Below are 21,841 nucleotides of genomic sequence, written 5' to 3' on the forward strand. Positions count from 1 at the left end.
TTCGGGCCGACCTGGTGCTTGCGAATGTACCCCGAGCCCCTGTAGAAGCTGGCTTGCCGGCGATGGCTGCCTGACAGCGGCCCCTTTCTCACGAACATACCCAACCCCCTGTAGGAGCCGGCTTGCTGCGGGCGGCGTTCCGACGATCGCAGCCTTCCATCCAACATCATCGCCAACCGACGGGCCGCCTTCGCTGGCAGGCCAGCTCCTACAGGGCTTTTTCGATGGCTGGCGGTCCGGATCGGCTCACAAAAAGAGCACGTACATTCAATTTTCCCTGCCTCTCTCCCGGCATTATCGAATGATGTCCCGGCGCTTTGACGCCGGTGGATTTTCATTTGTGCAGGTAACCCATGAACGCTTCGCAATGGGATGAACGCGTCCAGGACTTCGGGCTGTTTTTTTTGCGGGTCAGCGGTGGTTTGTTTCTGCTGTGGGTGCACGGTTTGCCGAAGCTGCTTAACTACAGCGCTCAACTGCTGGTCATCGAAGACCCTTTCCACCTGGGCGCGAACGTCACGCTGATGCTGGCGATTTTCGCCGAGGTGCTGTGCCCGCTGCTGATCATTGCCGGGGTGTTGGTGCGTCTGGCGTGCCTGCCGATTTTGTCGGTGCTGTGGATCGCACTGCTGGTGGTGCATCCGCAATGGAGCCTCGAGGAAGGGCAGTTCGGCTGGCTGCTGTTGATCCTGTTCACCAGCCTTCTTATCGCCGGGCCGGGACGGCTGGCGCTCAATGTCCGATTCGCCGGAGCTTTGCGCTATGCCTGAATCCAATCGTTTCGAAGAAGTCGTGACCCTGGTCATCAAGCACCGGGTCAAGGCTGGTTTTGAAGTGCCGTACGAAGCCTGGTTGCGCAACATCGTCAGCATTGCCGGGCAGCAGGAGGGGCACTTGGGCGTGGATGTGATGCGCGGCAAGAACGCCGGTCTCGATATGTACACCTGCGTGCTGCGCTTTTGCACCACCGACGCCATGCAGCACTGGCTGGATTCTCCGCAACGTCTCGAACTGGTCAACGAAGCCACGCCAATGCTCGCGGACGGCGACCAGACCGAGGTCAACCCGGTCAATGAGTTCTGGTTCGCGCCGTCGACGGACACGGCTTCGCCACCGCCGCCGCGCTGGAAGCAGGCCGTGGTGACGTTGTTGGTCATTCTGCCGCACACCTTGCTGGTGCCACTGATCTGGGGCCCGCTGCTGCGACTCAATGCCTTGCTGTCCAACTACGTGGTCGCCACGTTCCTGATCACGCTGACCATCGTTGTCTCGGTGGTGTACCTGTTCATGCCGATGGCGACGCGCTTGTTCGCGCCTTGGCTGTCCCCCTCCACTCAGCCCAAGGAAACGCGATGAACGCCGATCTGATTTTGTTCAATGGCCAATTTCATACCGTTGACCGTGAAAACCCACGCGTCAGCGCCGTCGCGATCAGCGACGGTCGATTCGTCGCGGTCGGCACCGATGCCGAAGCCATGGTTCTGCGCGGCTCGGGCACGCAGGTTATCGACCTCAAGGGGCGCTGCGTCATCCCCGGCCTCAATGACTCACACTTGCACCTGATCCGTGGTGGTTTGAACTACAACCTCGAACTGCGTTGGGAGGGTGTGCCGTCAGTGGTCGATGCCTTGCGCATGCTCAAAGAGCAGGCTGACCGCACGCCAACGCCGCAATGGGTGCGCGTGGTCGGTGGCTGGAACGAATTCCAGTTCGCCGAAAAGCGCATGCCGACCCTTGAAGAGCTCAACCAGGCCGCGCCCGATACCCCGGTGTTCGTGTTGCACTTGTACGACCGTGCCTTGCTCAACCGGGCTGCGTTACGCGTGGCCGGTTACACCCGTAACACGCCGAACCCGCCGGGTGGCGAGATCGTGCGCGACAGCAACGGCGAGCCGACCGGCATGCTGGTGGCGCGTCCTAACGCGATGATTTTGTACTCGACGCTGGCCAAGGGGCCGAAGTTACCGCTGGAATACCAGGTCAACTCGACCCGGCAATTCATGCGCGAACTCAACCGTCTCGGCTTGACCAGTGCGATCGATGCCGGCGGCGGTTTCCAGAATTATCCGGACGATTACCAGGTGATCGAGCAGTTGGCCAAGGACCAGCAACTGACCATCCGCATTGCCTACAACCTCTTCACGCAAAAGCCGAAAGAAGAGCTCACCGATTTCAAGAACTGGACCAGCAGCGTGACCCTGCACCAGGGCGACGATTACCTGCGGCACAACGGTGCCGGGGAAATGCTGGTGTTCTCGGCGGCGGATTTCGAGGACTTCCTCGAGCCGCGTCCGGACCTGCCGCAAACCATGGAAGACGAGTTGGAACCGGTGGTTCGCCACCTGGTCGAGCAGCGTTGGCCGTTCCGTTTGCACGCCACTTACAACGAATCCATCAGCCGCATGCTCGACGTGTTCGAGAAGGTCAACCGCGACATTCCGTTCAACGGCTTGCCGTGGTTTTTCGATCACGCGGAAACCATCACGCCGCAGAACATCGAGCGGGTGCGGGCGTTGGGCGGCGGCATTGCGATTCAGGATCGCATGGCGTTTCAGGGCGAATATTTTGTCGAGCGTTATGGCGCCAAGGCGGCCGAAGCGACGCCACCGATCAAGCGCATGTTGGCCGAAGGTGTACCGGTCGGCGCCGGCACCGACGCGACGCGGGTGTCCAGCTACAACCCATGGACTTCGTTGTACTGGATGGTCAGCGGCCGCACCGTCGGTGGCCTGGAGCTGCACGCCGAGGGGCTGTCCCGCCAAACCGCACTCGAACTGTTCACCCACGGCAGCGCTTGGTTCTCTTCCGAACAGGACAAGAAAGGCATGATCAAGGTCGGCCAATTGGCTGACGTCGCAGCCCTGAGCGCGGACTTTTTCAGCGTCGACGAAGAAGCGATCAAGTGGATCGAATCGGTGTTGACCGTGGTCGGCGGCAAGGTGGTGTATGCCGCCGGTGATTTTGAAAAGCTCGGCCCGGCCAGTGTGCCGGTGCTGCCGGACTGGTCGCCGGTGGTGAAGGTGCCGGGGCACTGGCGCCCGACCTCGCCGATGCAGGCGCAGGTTCACCATTGCAGCGGACCGTGCGGCGTGCATTCCCACCGTCATGAAAAGGCGCGTTTGTCGAACGCGCCGGTCAGCGATTTCGCCGGTTTCTGGGGCGCCTTTGGCTGCTCATGCTTCGCCTTCTGACGATCTCAAAAAGCGCCGATGCACAGCGTCGGCGCCCTATGTAACACCCATCCATCGAGGAGATTCACATGAGCAACGTTCCGTACAAACGCCTGAATAAAGACGATGCGGTTGTCCTGTTGGTCGACCACCAGACCGGTCTGATCTCGCTGGTTCAGGACTTCTCGCCGAACGAATTCAAGAACAACGTGCTGGCCCTGGGTGACGTGGCCAAGTTCTTCAAACTGCCGACCATCCTCACCACCAGCTTCGAAAGCGGCCCGAACGGCCCGATGGTGCCGGAATTGAAAGAGCAGTTCCCGGACGCGCCGTACATCCCGCGTCCAGGCCAGATCAACGCCTGGGACAACGAAGATTTCGTCAAGGCCGTCAAAGCCACCGGCCGCAAGCAACTGATCATCGCCGGGGTGGTGACTGACGTTTGCGTAACCTTCCCGACGCTGTCGGCGCTGGCCGAAGGCTTTGAAGTGTTTGTGGTGACCGACGCTTCGGGCACCTTCAACGAAACCGTGCAACAAGCCGCGTGGGCGCGCATGGCGGCGGCCGGTGCTCAATTGGTCAACTGGTTCTCGGTGGCGTGCGAGCTGCAAGGCGACTGGCGCAACGACATGGAAGGCCTGGCGAACCTGTTGTCGCCGCGCATTCCCAACTACCGCAACCTGATGAACAGCTACTCGGTGCTGACGTCGAAATAAGTCCCGCCGCCCCTAAAAAAATGCCCGCGAATCTGCGGGCATTTTTTGTGCCTTTGCAGGAGCGGGCTTGCCGGCGATGGCGATCTCACAGGCGCTATCGCCGGCAAGCCGGCGCCTACAAGTTTTTTTGGTTATACCGATTGGCGTTTTTGCAGCCAGCTGAGGAAACCTCCCTTCTTGATCGGCAGTGGTTTGGCCAGCAACGCCAACCGACTGTTCTGCTGCCGCACCGCCTGCAACTTGTTCAATGCCCGACTCACTTCAACCCGCTGTTCCATGCAGCTGCGGGTCAGGGATTTGTCGATCCGGTAGATGATGCACGAAGTCAACGCGGTGAACGTGGCCTGCGACGGCGTATCGGTGAGAATGCTCTGTTCCCCCATGACTTCGCTCGGCCCCATGCGTCCGGCTTCGGTTTGCCCGGCGCCGTCCGGCACTGTTGCGCTGACCACACCCGTGGCGATGACCATCAGGCTGTCCGGCACTTCACCCAGTTCCAGCACCACCTGGCCTGCCGCGTACTGCTGCGCAACCATCGATTGGGCCATCTGGTCGCGTTCGTCTTCACTGAGTGAACGGAAGATTTTCACTTCATCCAGCAACGACCGCGCACGGGTGGTCGGCTCAATCACGCCATCGAGCTGCCGGGAAATCCCCGCCGCTTCGAGGTGCCTGTGGGCCAGGTCGAACAGCTGATTGCGCACTTCACTTTTCTTGCCCAGCTCTGCGATAAACCCGCTGGCGACGTACTCGGACATGCTTTCGCCGGCCTCTTTCAGCACCGCTTTCGGTGCCGGGTTGAGCAGCAGACTGCTGCTGCCTTGCAGCGTGCGGTCCAGTGCGTCCAGCACCCGACGCGGGCGAATGTGGTTGGGCACCTGAATGCTGATCGAGACGCCATGCATGTTGGTCGGCCGGCTCAGATTGACGATCTTCGCTTTGGCCGCCACCGAGTTCGGCACCACTGCGGTACTGCCGGCGCTGGTCAGCAGGTGCGTCGCGCGCCAGTCGATGTCGAGGACTTTGCCCTCGACGCCGTCGATCATGATCCAGTCATCCACTTGATAGGGCTTGGTGGTGTTGAGCACGATCCCGGAAAACACATCGCTCAAGGTGCTTTGCAACGCCAGGCCGACCACGATTGCCACCACCCCGGACGTCGCCAGCAAACCTTTCACCGGCAACTCCAGTACGTAGCCGGCGGCGGCGACGATGGCGATCAGAAACACCAGTGCGCCGATGACGTCCTGCAGCAAGCGACCGCTGTGCCCGATACGCCGCATCAGCACCAGTCCGATGACTTCGGTGAGCACTCGCGCCGCGTACAGCCACCAGAGAATCCCCAGCGCCGTGGCACCCAGTTGCGCCACGCGGTCCTCGGCAAACAGCGGCGCCTGCAACGGGCTGACGCCGGCGTTGATGATGAGCGCGCTGAACATCACGAACAGCGCCAGGCGCACGCCGACCCGCGTGACGCGATGGTTGAACGGCGCGAGGTGCCAGAGCACGGCGTCGATCACCAGCAGCAGGGCACTCCAGGACAGCAGATGACCGTAGATGAGGGACATATGGGGTAGCTCCGGAAGAGTGTTTTTTTTGTAGCAGCCGCCCGCAGCAAGCCCGGCTCCTATGGAAAAAGCCCCTCGCACGATGACCGTGGGAGGGGCGAGGGGACTCAGTTCAGATGAGTCTTGAGTTCCAGTGCTGCCTGACGCACCGCCGCTTTCACTTCCGGAATCTGGCTCAGTGGATTGAGCAAACCGAAGTCGTGAATCATGCCGTTGTAACGCACCGCCGTGACCGCCACACCGGCCGCATCGAGGTGGCGGGCATAGGCTTCGCCTTCGTCACGCAACACGTCGAATTCAGCGGTCTGCACCAGCGCTGCCGGCAAGCCTTTGAGCTGTTCGGCGCTGGCCTGCAACGGCGAAGCGTGGATCTGCGCTCGCTCGGCCTGGTCGGTGGTGTAGTTGTCCCAGAACCAGTTCATCATGCCTTTGGTGAGGAAATGGCCTTCGGCAAATTGCTGGTACGAGCCAGTGTCGAACTGCGCATTGGTCACCGGCCACATCAGCAGCTGGAAACGCAGCGCCGGGGTTTTCTGTTCCTTGGCCATCAACGCAACGACCGCCGCCATGTTGCCGCCGACGCTGTTGCCGGCCACCGCGAGGCGCTTGCCATCGACGCCGATGTCCTTGCCATGTTCGGCCACCCAACGGGTCGCGGCGTAGGCCTGGTTGATCGCGGTCGGGTAGTGCGCTTCCGGCGATGGCGTGTAATCGACATACACCGCGACGGCACCGGAGCCGACCACCAGGTCATGAATCAAGCGTTGGTGAGTCGGGTAATCGCCCAGCACCCAGCCGCCACCGTGGAAGAACATGAACACCGGCAACTCACCTTTGACCTTGGCCGGTCGTACGATTTTCAGGTTGATGGTTTGTCCATCGACCTTGATTGCACGATCGCTGACGTCCACACCCGACAGATCAACCTTCACCGAGTTTTGCGCACCGGTCAGCACCGCACGGGCGTCTTTCGGGCTCAGTTGCTCGAGCGGCTTGCCACCACCGGCGGCGAGGGCTTCAAGGAAGGCCTGGGTGTTGTGTTCGACGCCTGGGCTGCCAGCAGCAAAGGCGTTGCCGACGGCGAGGGCGAGGAGGGAAGCGGTCAGGGTTTTCTTGACGAGGTTCATGGGGAAATCCTTTTTAGTTAATGAGAGGCCGGTTGCTGCTGCGCTGGGGTTCAGCCTCAGCAACACCGTGGACACAGATTAATAGGGTGATGAAAAGGGAAAAAGCGGCTATAAAGCGTTTAACTGTCAACCGGAGAGTGACAATGAACCCGTTCGAAGATATGCGTATTTTTTGCCAGGTCATGGACTCCGGCAGCTTCACCTCGGCCGCCGATCAATTGGGCCTGTCCAAGCAGTTCGTCAGCCGACGGCTGATGCAACTTGAAGAGCGCTTGGGCGTGCGTTTGCTTAACCGCTCGACCCGGCGCCTGGACGTCACGCCCCTGGGCCAGAGTTATTACGAGTCGGCGCTGCGGCTGCTCAGCGAAGTCGAGCAGGTGGAGCAGGGCATCGCCGGCCAGACCACCGAACCGCGCGGCACCATTCGCGTGAGCGCGCCGTTGTCGTTTGCGGTGGCGCATTTGGGCTGTTTGCTGCCGGTGTTCTTGCAGCGTTATCGCGATGTCGCGGTGGAAGTGGATTTGAGCGACCGCCCGGTGGATCTGCTCAGCGAGGGTTACGACCTGGCATTGCGCATTGGCATCCTCGAAGACTCGACGCTGATCGCCCGCCGCATCGCTTCGATCCAGCGAGTGTATTGCGCCGGTCCGGCTTACCTGGCCGAGCGCGGAACGCCGCGTAAACCCGAGGATCTGCACACGCATGACTGTCTGCCGTATGGTCACGGCCGCCAGGTGCAATGGCGTTTTGAAGGACCGGGCAAGCCGCTGGCGGTCAACGTGACCGGGAGGATGCGCGTCAACAACGGGGAGTTGCTCAGGGATGCGGCGGTGGCCGGGATGGGGATTACTTACCTGCCGACATTCATTGTCGGGGCGGCGTTGAAGGATGGACGACTGGTGCCGGTGCTGGACGAGTTTCGCCCGCAGCCGCTGACGTTGTCGGCGGTGTACCCACAGCATCGCCAGAGTTCGCGACCGGTGCAGGCGTTGATCGAGTTTTTGCGCGAGCGGCTGGATCAGGCTGAGGATTCACGCGGTCCCTTGGAGGAGTAAGCTTGCTCGCGATGACGGAGTGTCAGGTAAAAAACAGGGTGAATGACACACCGCTATCGCGAGCAAGCTTGCTCCTACAAAGAGCAGTGGGTGATCAGGTCCTTTTGTCATCACCCGGTTCGCCACCGGCGTGCACGCCATGGTCGTCGCCGATTTCGCCGGCATGATGAACGCCGTTATGGCCGATTTCACCGGCCTGATGAACCCCGTGATCATCTCCCGGTTCGGCATGGGTGCTGCTGCGACCGGATGAGGCGGTGTTGCCGGAATGCCCCGAGCCATGGTCGCTGCCGCTGTGCCCGCTGCCGCTGCCGCTGCCGCTGTGCCCGCTGCCGCTGCCGCTGTGCCCGCTGCCGCTGCCGCTGCCGCTGTGCCCGCTGCCGCTGCCGCTGCCGCTGCCACCACCACCGCCACCGCCGCCGCTTCCACCGTGGCCGCCGCCACTTCCACCGCCGCCGTTGCCACCACCACCACCACCACCACCGTGACCGCCGCCGCCGCCGCCGCCACCAGAACCTCCACCGCCACCACCACCATCCCTGGCCTGAGCGCTCGATACACCGGACAGGCTGTCCGGAATCAATACGGTCGACGCCGACAAAACTGCGCCAATCGCTACTGCCAGTAAAAGCTTGTTGATGTGCATGTCGTTCTCCGTCTTCTTTTTCAGATTGGAGCGTTGATGAACAATGCAACGTGCTGCTCGATTCAATGGGTGAACACCGCAATGTCCTGATTTATTCAGTTGCAATGTCGATGAACGATGAACGGTACAGCACGACCCTGATTGAGGGATCAGTGAATGCTCGAGGCCAGCTCGAATATCGGGATGTACATCAGGATCACGATGACCCCGATCAACAGGCCGATGAAGGTCATGAGCAAGGGTTCGAACAAGCGCACGAACCATTCGATCCAGCGGCTGATTTCTTCGTCATAGAAGTCCGCGCTGCGTTCCATCATCTGCCCGAGGTTGCCGGACTGCTCGCCGGCCCGCAGCAAGCGCAGGGACACCGGGGTGACGAGGTGATTGAGCTCCAGCGCCGCCGACAGCGATTGCCCTTCGCGCACCCGCTCGCAGGCCTGATCCAGGCGCATTCGGGAGGCCACGGTGAGCAGGCCGCGGACCATGCCCATAGCGGTGACGAGGGGGATGCCGCCTTGCAGCAGAATCCCCAGCGAGCGATAGAAACGCGCCAGTTCGTACATGAAAATGCGCTGGTGGACTGCCGGGAGTTTTTCGATCACCCGGTCAACGCCCCGGCGAAAGGCTGGTTGGCGCTTGAGGAAGGCGAGGGCGACGACGATCGCCACCAGGGCGCCGAAGAATTCGCCCTGATGAGCATGCAGGAACATCCCGCTGCTCATCAGCACTTGCGACAGCCACGGCAGATTATTGCCCAGCCCTTCGAACACCAGACTGAAGCGCGGCACCACGTAACCCATCAAAAACAACACCACGCCACCGCCCACCACCAGCAACAGCATGGGGTAGATCGAAGCGCTGACGATCTTCTGTCGAACCTCGTCCATGCGTTGGCGGTAGCTGACATAACGACCCAGGGCATCGCCCACTGCGCCGGTCTTCTCGCTGGACTGCACCAGCGCCACGTAGAGCGGCGGGAACACCGCCGACAACTGACCCAGTGCCTGGGAGAACGATTTGCCCTCATACAGCAGGCGCACCAGCTCACTCAAGGTTTTGCGGGCCTGTGGCGCGGTTTCTTTTTCCGCCAGGCTTTCCAGTGCATCGATCAACGGCAGGCCGGCGTTGAGCAGGGTGGTCAGCTCCTGGCTGAACAGCACCAGGTTGAACGTCTCGCGCTTGTGCAATCGCAACGCTCGCCAGTGCCGTTCGGCTTGCAGGCTGACCACCCGCAGGCCCTGGTCTTCGACGATGCGGCGGGCTTCGCTATCCCCTTGAGCCTCCACCGTCATCGAGACCACGCCGGTCTTGCCCACGGCCTTGAGATGAAAACGCATGCTCGCCTCCCGTCACTGCCAACTGGTGACTTCGGCGTTTTCGCCTTCGCCGCCGGGTTGACCGTCCTTGCCCATGGACAGCAGGTCGTATTCGCCGTTTTCGCCGGGGTAGCGGTAGGTGTAATTGCGGCCCCACGGGTCCTGCGGCAATTTTTTCTGCAAGTACGGGCCGGTCCAGCGGGTTTCGTCGCTGGGCGCGGTGACCAGCGCCTGCAAACCCTGTTCGGTCGATGGGTAATGACCGACCTCCAGTCGATACAAATCCAGTGCCTTACCCAGGCCTTCGATTTGCGCCTTGGCCACCTTCACTTCGGAGCGGCCGAGCTGGGCGAAATACTTCGGCGCGACGATGCCGGCCAACAGCCCCAGCACCACCAGCACCACCAACAGTTCGAGCAGAGTGAACCCGCGCTGAGCTCGCGGTGAAGAGTGACGCGGGGCACTACACAGACACTGATTCATGATGACCTCACACAGTCGGCAGAAGGGTCGCCATGAAGGCTTATGCAATTGCCATGCTCACCCCCGGACATCCCGCTGCAACCCCTGAATTACGGGCCTTCGCGCTTCCGGCACAGTGCTTGCGTATGGCTGATTCACTACCGGCCATTGGGGCATTAGCCCCATTTTTCGGGGCCGGTCAGGGGAGACAAAAAAAATGAAAACACTCACCACTGGACTGCTCGGCTGTGTGCTGCTGGCAGGCACAGTTCAGGCCGATGTATTCGTTTCTGTGGACAGCAAGGGCAGCTACGTTTTGTCCAATGTCCACCGTCCCGGTCGTACCTATGAACGGGTAATCCACGAGCCTGAATCGTCGCTGGTCAGTCTCGATCAACAGCCGCAGATGATTGCCCGGCAACCCTATGCCGAGCTGGTTTCGGCGGCTGCCACGGCCAATGAATTACCGGCGGCGCTGTTGCATGCGGTGATCCAGGCCGAGTCCCACTACGACTCCGGCGCGACCTCATCGAAGGGCGCCGGCGGGCTGATGCAATTGATGCCCGACACTGCCCGGGAAATGGGTGTGACCAACGTCTACGACCCCAAGGCCAACATTCAGGGCGGTGCCAAATACCTCAAGCGCCTGATGACCCTGTTCGACAACGACATCGCGCTCGCCGTGGCGGCCTACAACGCCGGGCCGCAAGCGGTGCTCAGCCGTGGCGGAGTGATCCCGCCGTTCGCCGAAACCCAGCGTTATGTACCGAGCGTGCTGCGCCAATACCGCCGCTTGCAAGGCCTGGCCGTGGATGCACCGCTGTGATGGGCGAACGTGGGGAACCTTGCCCCAACAGTGGGGCATGGTGGCCCCGACCGAAAAGTGGGGAATGGGTGGGGAATATCCCCCGACTTATCAAGTCGTTTATGTAACCACCTGAAAAACAACAACAATATTTATGGCATGCGGATTGCTCAAGGGGATTTGTCGAGAATCATTCCCTGTGAGCACCCACAGCGAGGCCCGCGATCATGACCGGCATACCCCACGCTCATCACTTGGTTAACTTGCTGCTGTTTATCGCGCCGCTGTTCGGCTTCGAGCTGGCCGAAGCGGCGGTGCGCTGCGAGCGCAATCTGGTGGCGAACGTCGTGGCGCTGGATCAGCCGCTGATGTTCAATCGCCTCGGCGCGCAGAACGCCAATGGCATGATGTTCGCCCTGCGGCGTGACGTGGTCGATGACCATGACATGTCCCTGGCCCACGGTGGCGCGGCGGTGCCGGGCAAGGTTTCGCTGCGGCCCGACAAGCGTCCGCGTCCTTTGGTGTTGCGCGTAGCGGCCGGTGATTGCCTGACCATCAATTTGCAGAACTTGCTGGCCTATCAAGCCAACCCCGGCAGCCACGACAGTGGCGGGGAAGAAGCGGGGGGGATCGAGGGCGAAGTCCAAATCGGCGAAGCCGCAAACTTCAAGGTCGACGAGCAAGTCACGGATCGTCATGTCGGCTTCCAGGTCAACGGCTTGCAAGCGGTCAACAGCATTGACGACATTTCCGCCTACACCGGGCGTAACCCCAATACGCTGGTCGCCCCCGGCGCGACTCGTTCCTACACCTTGTACGCCGAGCGCGAAGGGGCGTTCGCTGCCAGCAGTCGCGGTGCAACGTTCGGCGGTGAAGGCGATGCGGGCAACGTCGCCAACGGCCTGTTTGGCGAAGTGGTGGTGGTGCCCAAGGGTGGCCGCGCCTATCGCAACACCGTGACCGAAGAAGAAATGCGCCTGGCCAGCAGCGGCCGCACGCCGACCGGTCAGCCGATTGTCGATTACCAGGCGCGCTACCCGCAGCGTGAACCGTGGATTCGTGAAGGCAAGGCCGGCACGCCGATCATCAACATGGTCGACGGCAACGAAATCATTTCCAGCGAGAGCGATGCGATCGTCATGGGCAGCAACGCCGACGGCAGCTTCCCGCCGTCGACCTATCCGTTGGAGGCCATCGGCAAACGCAACCCGGCGTTGCCCAACCGGCTGGAACCGTTCCGCGATTTCGCTTCGCAATTCCAGGATGAAACCGCCGCAACCCAGGCATTCCCTGCCTATTGGGCAGACCCGGTCATGGCCCACGTGCTGGAGCCGACTCGCGACTCGTTCATGATCAACTACGGCTCCGGCGGCATGGGCGCCGAGGTGGTGGCCAACCGATTGGGCGTCGGGCCGATGCACGATTGCCTGTCCTGCGCCTATGAAGAATTCTTCCTCAGTTCGCACACCGTCGGCGACGTGGCGATGCTGGTGGACGTGCCGGCCAACGCCGGTCTGGAAAACATCCGCCCCGGTGAAACGCCGCGCGCCGATCAGGTCGGGGTCAAGGCGACCATGGCGCTGTATCCGTCCGAGCCGTCCAACGTCAACCACAGTTACATCGGCGACTTCGTCAAATTCCGCAACACCCACAACGGCCACGAGCAGCATATCTTCCACCTGCACGGGCACCAGTGGTTGTTCAATCCCAACGACGACAACTCCGACTACGTGGACGCCCAAGGCATCGGTCCGGGTGCCGGCTACACCTATGAAATCGCCAACGGCGGTTCGGGCAACCGCAATCGCGTCGCCGGTGACGCGATCTATCACTGCCACTTCTATCCGCACTTCGCCCAGGGCATGTGGAGCATGTGGCGGGTGCACGATGTATTTGAAGAAGGCACCAAACTGGAAGTGTCCCAGCAAGGCGCCGACGGTTATCACCGCGAGCCTTACGCACTGCGCAGCGGCAAACCGGCCGCGGGTGCCCGGGCCTTGCCCGATGGCGAGATCATTGCCGGTACGCCGATTCCAGCGGTAGTGCCGCTGCCGGGCAAAGCCATGGCGCCGATGCCGGGCAAAGTCGCAGTGGTGCCGAAAATCGGTGAGACCCTGGTGGCTGGCAATGATGACGACGACGGTGAACACCATGGCGGCAACGCTGGCCCGCAGGCCATCGGCTCCCTGGCGCTGGTGGATCGCAGTGAAGCCAACCGCAACGCCGACGGCAGCCTGAAAAACCCCGGCTATCCGTTCTGGATCGGCGGCATGGAAAGTTCGGTTGGCCAACGTCCACCGACCCCACCGCTGGACATGCTCGACGCCGCCAAGGCGCAGGCCTTGAAAGGCAGCGGCAACGCCTTGTGGGCCAACCTCGACCCGGCGCAGTCCGGTGGTTGGGATGGTGGTCTGGGGCGTCATTCCCTCGATGGATTCTCTGCCGGTGGCGTGGCGCACACCGTGACCACTTCCCTGGATTTCTCCAAGGAAGTGACCCGCGCCAAGCCGATTTACATGCCCGAAGAAGGCACTGAAGTCGAACAGGCGGCCATGAAATTCCACGCCCAAAAGGACCACCCTAGCTTTGCCGTTTTGCCTGGCAATCAAATCGTCGCGCGCAACTTCCGCACCAACGGCGCGTTGCCAACCGCCGGCGCGCCTTACTACGAACCGTGCATGGATGACCGGCAAAAACGCCTGACCAGCAGCGCCGGCATGGGCGAGTTTGCCAGTGGCGAACGGCTCGACGGCATGTCGTTCAGCGGGTCTTCGACCTTCACGGCTGACCGGCCACGGGTCTACAAAGCGGCGAACATCCAGTTCGACGCGGTGTACAACAAGGTCGGCTACCACTTCCCGCAAGCACGCATCCTGGCGCTGTGGGAAGACGCCTGGCCGGTGATCACCAAGCAGCGTCCGCCAGAGCCTTTGGTGATGCGCATGAACACCTTCGACTGCGTGCAATACCAGCAAACCAACCTGGTGCCGGCCATCTATGAGATGGACGACTATCAAGTGCGCACGCCGACCGACGTGATCGGCCAGCACATTCACTTGCCGAAGTGGGACCTGACGGCGGCGGACGGTTCGGCCAACGGCTGGAACTACGAAGACGGCGTACTTTCGCCCGGTGCGGTGCAGGAGCGCATCCACGCCATTCGCGAGTTCAACCAATGCACGGGCAGCGACCCGCGTGAGGGCACACCTGCTTGTCCGAAGGCTAAAAATCACCCGTACTTCGGTCAGTTCGGCCGGGCCGACTGGGTCGGCGCGCGCACGGCGATGCAGCGCTGGTTTGTCGATCCGGTGGTGAACGCCAAAGGCGTCGACCGTGGCCTGGGGACCATTTTCACCCACGACCACCTCGGCCCATCGACTCACCAACAGATTGGTCTGTACGCCACCGTACTGGCTGAACCGGCCGGTTCCACCTGGTTCCACGCCGAAACCGGCGAGCCGTTGTACAGCGGCGCGCGGCAGGACGGTGGGCCGACTTCGTGGCAGGCCGTGGTGTCCACCGGTGACCTGGACGGTGACGGCAAGAACGACAGCTTCCGCGAGTTTTTCCTCGAATACAGCGACTTCCAGCACGCCTATGAAGCCGGTGTGTATGTGGGCGCCGGGCCTAACGGTATACCTGACGCGCAAGCCTTTCCGGCCACTGCCGACAGCTTCCGCTACGCCATCAACCCGCCGGTGCGCAAGGAAGCCGAGACACTGCTTGAGCAGGTGGTCGAAGCCCGTGGTGGCTTGATGCCGGGCTGTCCAAGCCGGCCTTGCCCACAAGCCATCTCGGTCGATGACCCAGGCATGTTCGTGGTCAATTACCGCAACGAACCACTGGCCCTGCGAGTGTATGACCCGAACAAGGTCGGCCCGGACGGCAAGCGCGGAATGCAGGCTGACGGCCTCGGTGGCGACCTCGCGTATGCCATGCAAAGCCGCACCGACCGTGCGATCCCGGCGATGAACCTGGCTCCGAACCTCATTACCGCTGCCACCGGCCCGACCGGCGGCACCACTCAGTTCCCACCGCACATCAACCGCGGCGGCGCGGAGCCGGGCGACCCGTTCACGCCGATGTTGCGCACCTACACCGGTGACAACGTGCGGCTGCGGGTGCATGCCGGCGGTCACGAAGAAGAGCACAACGTGACCCTGCACGGCGTGAAGTGGCTGCAAAGCGGCTCGGGATTCGGCAACAGCTCCAACTCCGGCTGGCGCGCGTCGCAGATGATCGGGATCTCCGAGCAGATGGGCTTCATTGCGCCAGTGTCGATGCTCTCCAGCTCGGCGGCGACCACCGGGGACTACCTGTACTCGATGGACGCGTCGATCGAAGGCTACTGGAGCGGGATCTGGGGTGTGATGCGCAACTACACGGCCCAGCGCAACGATCTGTTCGCGCTGCCCAACAACCCGAAACCGGCGGGTATGCGCAACACCGTGGCGTTCGACGGTTCCTGCCCACGGTACAGCGCCAACCCCAACGGCATCGGCACCCGGCCAACCGTGCAACGCAACTATGAAGTGGTCGCGGCGCTGGCGAACGATATTCTCGGCAACCCGCTGGGCCTGACCATCGGCGATCCGGCCGGGCTCGCTCAACACGTCGGCGGGGCGTTGAACCCGGCAGGCGGCACCCTGGTGTTCAACTCACGCCCAGTGAGCATTCCTCAGGTGACAGTGAACGACCCCGAAGACGGAACAACCTTCACCATCGGCGGGCAAAGCGGGCCGTTGCATGACCCGACGTCAATCCTCTATGTGCGCAAGGGCGACCTTGACCCGATTACCGGAAAGCTCAAACCCGGTGTGCCGGTCGAACCGCTGGTGCTGCGCGCGACAGCAGGGGACTGCATCAACATCACTCTGGAAAACCGTCTGCCCCTGGTTATGCCGGACCTGACCCAGACGGCGTCGGTGATGGGCATGGTCAAGCGTGACCGCAACAATGGCGAAGGCTCTACTACCTTCAGCAATAACCTGATGCGGCCGTCCAGCCATGTCGGTCTGCACGCGCAGCTGTTGGCGTACGACATCACCAAATCCGACGGCACCAACGTCGGCACCAACCCGATCCAGACCGTGCCACCACGCGTCGGCACTGTGGGTGCGTACCCGACGCGTACCTATCAGTACTACGCCGGGCACCTGGAACGTGAAGGCAAGCCGATCACGCAACTGGGTCGCAGTGTCGACAACATCAACGCTACGGCAGTGGAATTTGGCGGGTTGAATATCACCCCGGCAGATGTGATCAAGCAGCCGCAAAAAGGCCTGGGCGGTGCAATGAGCGTCCTGCCGATCGGCGCCACCTGGGTTGAGGATGCGCGCAAGGTGAACGCGACCGTCACTGCGCCCGCACAGACCAGCTACCGCGACTTTGCGATGGTCTGGCAGAAGGCTTTGAATATGCGCTGGGCCAATGGGCGTCCGGTGGAAGGCATTGCCTCGGAGGCCGGGGTACCGACCGATCCGCAGGACAATTCCAGCATGGCCATCAACTACAAGACCGAGCCGATGTGGTTCCGCTTCGGCCTGCCACCGGATGCGCCGTTCGGTCACGCCGACGGCCATGGTTATGGTGACGTGCCCAACGCGCACATGGCCTACAGCAATGCGCTGGTGGGCGGCGATCCGCAGACGCCGGTGCTGTATGTGAAACCGGGGCAACCGTTCCGCACACACATCCTGATGCCCACCGGTGGCAGCCGTGGCACGACCTTTCAGCTCGACGGGCATGTCTGGTCGGTCAACCCGTTCCAGTCGGAGAAGAGCGATACCGGCGGCTATCCGATGATGACACCTGGCGTGGGGTCGGTGCGGTTCGGCTACAACCCGATGTCGATGTACATCGGCGCCCACGAAAGCATCCTGCCGGCGGCGCACTTCAGCTTCATGCACCCGAGCGCCGGGGGCAGCAACGCGATACCGGGCGATTACCTGTTCCGCGATTACGCCGCGTACGGCAATACAGCCGGGCTCTGGGGACTGTTGCGAGTGACCAACGAACCCGAACCGGCGCCGGCACCGTAGTCAGAAACGGGGGTGAATGACACCCCCCCGTAGAAGCGGGCTCACACCGCCCAACTGTAGGAACCGGCTTGCCAGCGATGGCGGCCGCAAGACAGGCGCAGATCTGTAAGGGGAGAGGGCGACATGAACAGGACCACTGGAATTGCCGGTTGTGCGCTGGTTGTCGGCGTGGCGCTGATCTGGCTGGGTGTCTGGCGCACGACGCCGCCGGACATGCTCAGCGAGGTGGCGCTGCCGGACACCTGGAGCGGGCAGACGCTGGAGCGTGACGGCGTGTCCGTAGCGCTGCAAGTGCGGCCATTGGGCGAGGATGGCGTGTTGCGCGAAGGCGAGTTTGCCGACGTGCTTTTCCGGGTCAGTGACAGCACGTCGGGCCAACCCCTTTCCGGGGTCAATCCCGGTGCCTGGCTGGACCCCGAAGCGGTTGCCGCCGACCAGGCCCAGGGCCGTGAACGGAGCTGCAAATCCCGGGTCGGGGTGTTCCTGAAATCGAGCATCGGCGCACGTCCGCTGCTCGACCTCAACAGCTACTTCCTGCTGGTGATGAACCGCGATGCCAGCGTCACTGTGGTCGACCCCTCGGTCTCGGTGGGCGGCATCACCAGCACCATGGCCCGCATCGACCTCAAACAGCCACCGATGGATTGGGTCACGCCAAAGAACAATAAACGCGTGTTCATCTCCATGCCCACCGCCGGCGAAGTGGCGGTGATCGACAGCGAGCAATTCAAGTTGATCGATTCGGTAGCCGCCGGCAGCCATCCGGTGCGCGTAGCGTTGCAACCGGACGAGCGCCTGCTGTGGGTCGGCAACAATGCACCGAAGGCCGAAGCGTCCGGAGTCACGGTGATCGACAGCCAAAGCCTGAAGCCGCTCAAACACCTGGCCACCGGCGCCGGGCATCACGAAATCGCCTTCAGCAAGGACAGCCGGTTTGCCTTCGTCACCAACCGCGACGACGGCACGCTGAGCATCATCGACATCGCCAGCCTGACCCTCAGCAAACAACTCAAGACCGGCACGCGCCCGTTATCGGTGGCGTACTCGCCGCTGTCCCAGGCGGTGTATGTCGCCGACGGCAAGGACGGCACGGTGACCGTGGTCGATACCGCCAGCCTCGACGTGCGTCGGGTCATCAAGATGAAACAAGGGCTGGGCCCGATGGGTTTCAGCGCCGATGGACGATTCGGCATCGTCCTCAATACCCTGGAAAACCAGGTGGCGGTGATCGACGCCGCCACCGATTCACTGGTCCATGAGCTGGACGTGTCCGCCGAACCTTACCAAGTGGTGTTCACCAAGGCTTACGCCTACGTGCGCGGGCTGGCTTCGGCCAAAGTCACGATGATCAACCTGTCGTCTCTCGGTGAGGGCCGCACACCGATCAGCCAGGGCTTCGAAGCCGGGCCGCAGGCGCCACGCCTGGCCGGTGATTTGCCGCTGGCCTCGAGCCTCGCGGTGTCGCGGGACGACAACGCGGTGTTCGTGGTTAATCCGGTGGATAACACCACCTATTTCTACGCCGAAGGCATGAACGCGCCGATGTCCGGTTACCCCAATCGCGGGCAAGTGGCGCGGGCGGCGCTGGTCATCGACCGCAGCCTGCGCGAAGTCGAGCCGGGGCTGTACAGCGCGCGGATCAAACTGCCGCCGGCAGGGCGTTTCGACGTGGCGTTCCTGCTCAATCAGCCAAACATCATCCATTGCTTCACGACGCTGGTTGAGCCGGATACCAGCCTTGCCCGGCACCCCGGCGTACCGAAAGTCGAGTTCATGCTCGACAAAACCACCGCCGCCCTCGGCAGTCCGTACACCGTGCGCTTTCGCATCGTTCAGGGCCAACAGAAAACCCAACGCAGCGGCGTCAAGGACGTTCAAGTGCGCTACTTCCGCGCGCCGACGTCTCGAGCGCAAGCAGTCGCGGCCCTTGAGGTCGGTAACGGAATTTACGAAGCCCCTGTGACGCTCGACCAGAACGGCGCCTGGTACCTGCACGTGCGTGCGGCGTCCCTTGGCGCGAATTTCGATGACAAGACCTTTGCCAGCGTACGGGTCCTGCCCGGCGATGCCCGTTGAAGAGGAAATCGACATGAACCGATTCGCACACCGTGGACTGCTGACGCTCTGCCTGTTGGCCGTCGGCATCGGGCAAGCCCTGGCGCACTCGGCGGATGAACACGCCGGGCATGAGATGCCGGCCAAAAGCGCCCGCTCGGAAAGCGCCCAGGTCACGTTCGCCGACGTCGCGCTGGTGGACCAGAACGGCAAACCGGTGCGTCTGGAAAATGATCTGGTGACCAATAAAATCGTGGTCATGAGCTTCATCTACACCAGTTGCACCACGGTGTGCCCGGTGGTGTCGTCGATCATGGGCAAAGTGCAGAAACAGCTGGGCGCGCGGGTGGGCACCGAGGTGCAGTTGGTATCGATCAGCATCGACCCGCAGCGCGATGACGCGCAACGCCTGAACGACTACGCGCGCAGCTTCCAGAATGGTCCGGGCTGGAGCTGGCTGACCGGCAGTTCGCAGTCGATCAACGCCACCCTCAAAGGCCTAGGCTCGTTTAGCGGTGACTTCAAAAATCATCAGCCGCTGATCCTCGTCGGCGACGGCAACAGTCGCCACTGGATGCGCTATTACGGCTTCACCGATCCGGCCGTGCTGACCCGTGAAGTGGAAAAACTCAGCGGCCAACGCAATGCCCACGCCAAACACACCGCCATCGCCATGGAGCAGCAGCCATGAGAACTGTCGACTGGATTGCCCTGAGCCTGTGTTTCTGGATTTTCAGCTCGATGGCCTTCGCTCATGAAGGGCACGAAGAACCCGCTCCGGCGCAGGCGGCGGCACCACCGGCGAGTGGTACGCGCGACGCGAAAACCTGGTTCACCGACACACCGTTGCAGGACCAGAACGGCGAAACCCTGCGCTTCTACAGCGACGCACTACAAAACCGCGTGGTGCTGCTGAACGTGATTTTCACCCGTTGCAACGATGCCTGCCCGCTGATCACCCGCAAACTCAAGGAAGTGCGTGAGTTGCTGGGCGACAAGGCGGACGGCATCACATTCATCTCCCTTACCAGTGATCCGCTGCGGGACACCCCGGCGGTACTCAAGGCTTACACCTTGAAGCAGGGCGTCGATGGCCCCCACTGGCTTTTTCTCACCGGCGACAAGGCGCAAATGGACCTTGTACTCGGCCGCATCGGCCAGATCGTGCCGACCCCCGAGCAACATTCAACGCAGCTGATTGTCGGTGACGTGGCCAACAAACGCTGGAGCAAAATCCGTCCCGATGCCCCGGCCGCCGCCATTGCCCAGCGCTTGCAGTTGCTGACAATGCCTGTGGCCGATCGTTGAGCCGCGCTATGAAACTGCCCCTGATCCTCGGCCTGCTAATGATCGGCGGCATTCATTGTGTCGCCGATGCGTTGCCCCTGAATCCGAGCGAGAGTGCCGGCAAACGCTTGTACCGCGAAGGTCTGTCCGGCAGCGGTGAAGCGCTCATGGCGCGGGTCGGGGCAGCGGATATGATGCTGCCGGCCACCAGCCTGCCGTGTGCCAACTGCCACGGCGCCGATGGTCTCGGCCGGCCGGAGGGCGGGGTGCGCCCGCCGGACCTGACGTGGTCGAGGCTCTCCAGCACCTACGGCCAGCAGCAAATCAATGGGCGCAATTACCCGGCCTACACCGAAGGCACATTGGCGCGGGCGATTCAGGAAGGTCGCGACCCCGGCAACAATCGCCTCGATCCGGCGATGCCGCGGTTCGTGCTGTCGATGAATGATCAGCGCAACCTCACGGCCTACCTCAAACGCCTGGCCGATGACCGCGATCCCGGCCTGACGCCGGACAGCCTGCACCTGGGCACCTTGTTACCCACTCAGGGACCGCTGGCCGAGGAGGGCGCCACCGTGGCGGCAGTGCTCAAAGGCAGCGTGGCGCGGATTAACGAGGCAGGCGGCATTCATGGCCGGCAGTTGCGCCTGACGATCCTCGATCCGGGCCCGGACCGCATCAGCGCCGAGCAGGCCCTGGACCGGTTGATCGAGCAGGAACAAGTGTTCGCCCTGATCGCGCCGCTGGCGCCGGCCCTCGACACGCAACTGGTTTCGCGTCTGGAGCAGGCGGGTATTCCGCTGATCGGCCCGCTCTCGTTGCAGGGCACGGCGCAGAGCAGTCGACAGATTTTTGAGCCGATGCCGGGGGTGCGCGAGCAACTGATCGCCTTGGCCGATTACGCCTCCGGGAGTTTGCGCGTACTCCAGGGCCCGACCCTGATTACCTACACTGACGATCCCGGTCAGCGACTGGCGGCGCAGACCCTCAGCCAGTATCTGCAAGATCACGCCTGGAAAAATGTCAGCCTGAAAGCCTACGACCTGGCACAGGAGCAACTGCCGCTGGGCTCGCGCTCAGTGTTTTACCTGGGCTGCGGTGGCGATTTCAGCCTGCTCGCCGAGCGGTTGCAGACGGCGGGGCAGGTTCCTTATCTGTTCGCCATGTCGAATCAGGTGGCGGGCGACCTTTTGCAAGTGCCCAGCGGTTTTTCCCGGCGGGTGTTCTTGTCCTATCCGTTCGTGCCCAGCGACTGGACCCTGGCCGGACGCCAGGCCTTGACCAAACTGCGCGCACAACAGGGGCTCGGTGGCCAGCACGCGATGCTGCAAGTCGGCGCGTTCAGTTCGATGCTGCTGCTCAGCGAAGGCATGAAACAGGCCGGGCGGGATGCCAGCCGCGAAAGGCTGATCAATGCGCTGGAAGGCCTGCATGACTTCGATACCGGGCTGACCCCGCTGATCAGCTTCGGCCCGGGCCGGCGGCAGGGCTTGAGCGGCGCGCATATCGTCACCGTGGACTTGCCCGACCAGCGCTTCTACCTGGTCGCCCCTTACAAGCCCATTAACGCGACACCTTGACCGGAGGCCTCGA

Annotated in this window: 16 protein-coding genes; 11 read left to right on the forward strand and 5 right to left on the reverse strand. The window is 62.4% G+C overall.

Going from position 1 to position 21,841, the window contains the following annotated elements; all coding sequences use genetic code 11:
* Positions 1-353: 353 nt before the first annotated feature.
* The 4 genes from ACI77H_RS16600 (at position 354) to ycaC (ending at position 3,886) form a co-directional block, all read left to right on the forward strand.
* The gene (locus ACI77H_RS16600) at positions 354-770 is read left to right on the forward strand and encodes a DoxX family protein (RefSeq protein ID WP_407012827.1); all 417 of its coding nucleotides are present in this window, start codon (positions 354-356) and stop codon (positions 768-770) included.
* Complete coding sequence (locus ACI77H_RS16605; protein WP_407012828.1) at positions 763-1,356, forward strand: antibiotic biosynthesis monooxygenase; 594 nt, start codon at positions 763-765, stop codon at positions 1,354-1,356. Before ACI77H_RS16600 ends, ACI77H_RS16605 begins: the two co-directional genes overlap by 8 nt.
* A complete protein-coding gene (locus tag ACI77H_RS16610) occupies positions 1,353-3,191 on the forward strand; it encodes an amidohydrolase (protein WP_407012829.1) in 1,839 nt (612 codons plus the stop codon). The genes ACI77H_RS16605 and ACI77H_RS16610 overlap by 4 nt, the downstream gene beginning before the upstream one ends.
* A gap of 68 nt (positions 3,192-3,259) precedes the next feature.
* Positions 3,260-3,886: an isochorismate family cysteine hydrolase YcaC gene (gene ycaC, locus ACI77H_RS16615; protein ID WP_392887294.1), complete on the forward strand. Its 627-nt coding sequence runs from the start codon at positions 3,260-3,262 to the stop codon at positions 3,884-3,886.
* Between the two features lie 131 nt (positions 3,887-4,017).
* Here the strand turns inward: ycaC and ACI77H_RS16620 are convergent, their stop codons facing one another.
* Together ACI77H_RS16620 and ACI77H_RS16625 are read right to left on the reverse strand one after the other, a co-directional pair.
* A complete protein-coding gene (locus ACI77H_RS16620; RefSeq protein ID WP_407012830.1) occupies positions 4,018-5,454 on the reverse strand; it encodes a mechanosensitive ion channel domain-containing protein in 1,437 nt (478 codons plus the stop codon).
* A gap of 107 nt (positions 5,455-5,561) precedes the next feature.
* On the reverse strand, positions 5,562-6,581 hold the full coding sequence (locus ACI77H_RS16625) for an alpha/beta hydrolase (RefSeq protein WP_407012831.1): 1,020 nt from the start codon (positions 6,579-6,581) through the stop codon (positions 5,562-5,564).
* A 143-nt stretch (positions 6,582-6,724) separates the two neighbouring features.
* Here ACI77H_RS16625 and ACI77H_RS16630 point away from each other — a divergent pair, with 143 nt between their 5' ends.
* Complete coding sequence (locus tag ACI77H_RS16630) at positions 6,725-7,636, forward strand: LysR family transcriptional regulator (protein WP_407012832.1); 912 nt, start codon at positions 6,725-6,727, stop codon at positions 7,634-7,636.
* A gap of 94 nt (positions 7,637-7,730) precedes the next feature.
* Here ACI77H_RS16630 and ACI77H_RS16635 read toward each other — a convergent pair whose 3' ends face one another.
* The 3 genes from ACI77H_RS16635 to gspG all read right to left on the reverse strand — a co-directional run bounded on the left by ACI77H_RS16635 (position 7,731) and on the right by gspG (position 10,081).
* Positions 7,731-8,282 carry a hypothetical protein gene (locus ACI77H_RS16635; protein WP_407012833.1) on the reverse strand — a complete coding sequence of 184 codons (552 nt, stop codon included), beginning with the start codon at positions 8,280-8,282 and terminating at the stop codon, positions 7,731-7,733.
* Between the two features lie 149 nt (positions 8,283-8,431).
* Positions 8,432-9,619: a type II secretion system F family protein gene (locus ACI77H_RS16640; RefSeq protein ID WP_407012834.1), complete on the reverse strand. Its 1,188-nt coding sequence runs from the start codon at positions 9,617-9,619 to the stop codon at positions 8,432-8,434.
* A gap of 12 nt (positions 9,620-9,631) precedes the next feature.
* Positions 9,632-10,081 carry a type II secretion system major pseudopilin GspG gene (gspG, locus tag ACI77H_RS16645; protein WP_407012835.1) on the reverse strand — a complete coding sequence of 150 codons (450 nt, stop codon included), beginning with the start codon at positions 10,079-10,081 and terminating at the stop codon, positions 9,632-9,634.
* Positions 10,082-10,277: 196 nt separating this feature from the next.
* On the opposite strand from gspG, the gene ACI77H_RS16650 reads away from it, so the two are divergent.
* From ACI77H_RS16650 to ACI77H_RS16675, 6 genes are all read left to right on the forward strand, one after another.
* The gene (locus ACI77H_RS16650) at positions 10,278-10,886 is read left to right on the forward strand and encodes a lytic transglycosylase domain-containing protein (protein WP_407012836.1); all 609 of its coding nucleotides are present in this window, start codon (positions 10,278-10,280) and stop codon (positions 10,884-10,886) included.
* A gap of 206 nt (positions 10,887-11,092) precedes the next feature.
* Positions 11,093-16,906 (forward strand): manganese-oxidizing multicopper oxidase MnxG, encoded by a 5,814-nt coding sequence (gene mnxG / locus ACI77H_RS16655; protein ID WP_407012837.1) that lies wholly within the window; start codon positions 11,093-11,095, stop codon positions 16,904-16,906.
* Between the two features lie 123 nt (positions 16,907-17,029).
* Positions 17,030-18,982 carry a cytochrome D1 domain-containing protein gene (locus ACI77H_RS16660; protein WP_407012838.1) on the forward strand — a complete coding sequence of 651 codons (1,953 nt, stop codon included), beginning with the start codon at positions 17,030-17,032 and terminating at the stop codon, positions 18,980-18,982.
* Between the two features lie 13 nt (positions 18,983-18,995).
* On the forward strand, positions 18,996-19,652 hold the full coding sequence (locus ACI77H_RS16665; RefSeq protein WP_407012839.1) for an SCO family protein: 657 nt from the start codon (positions 18,996-18,998) through the stop codon (positions 19,650-19,652).
* The gene (locus tag ACI77H_RS16670; RefSeq protein WP_407012840.1) at positions 19,649-20,269 is read left to right on the forward strand and encodes an SCO family protein; all 621 of its coding nucleotides are present in this window, start codon (positions 19,649-19,651) and stop codon (positions 20,267-20,269) included. The genes ACI77H_RS16665 and ACI77H_RS16670 overlap by 4 nt, the downstream gene beginning before the upstream one ends.
* Positions 20,270-20,277: 8 nt before the next feature.
* Positions 20,278-21,828, forward strand: coding sequence for an ABC transporter substrate-binding protein (locus tag ACI77H_RS16675; RefSeq protein ID WP_407012841.1), 1,551 nt, complete (start codon positions 20,278-20,280; stop codon positions 21,826-21,828).
* The last annotated feature ends 13 nt before the right edge of the window (positions 21,829-21,841 follow it).

It is taken from the genome of Pseudomonas sp. O230 (assembly GCF_045447035.1).
Lineage (GTDB): Bacteria > Pseudomonadota > Gammaproteobacteria > Pseudomonadales > Pseudomonadaceae > Aquipseudomonas.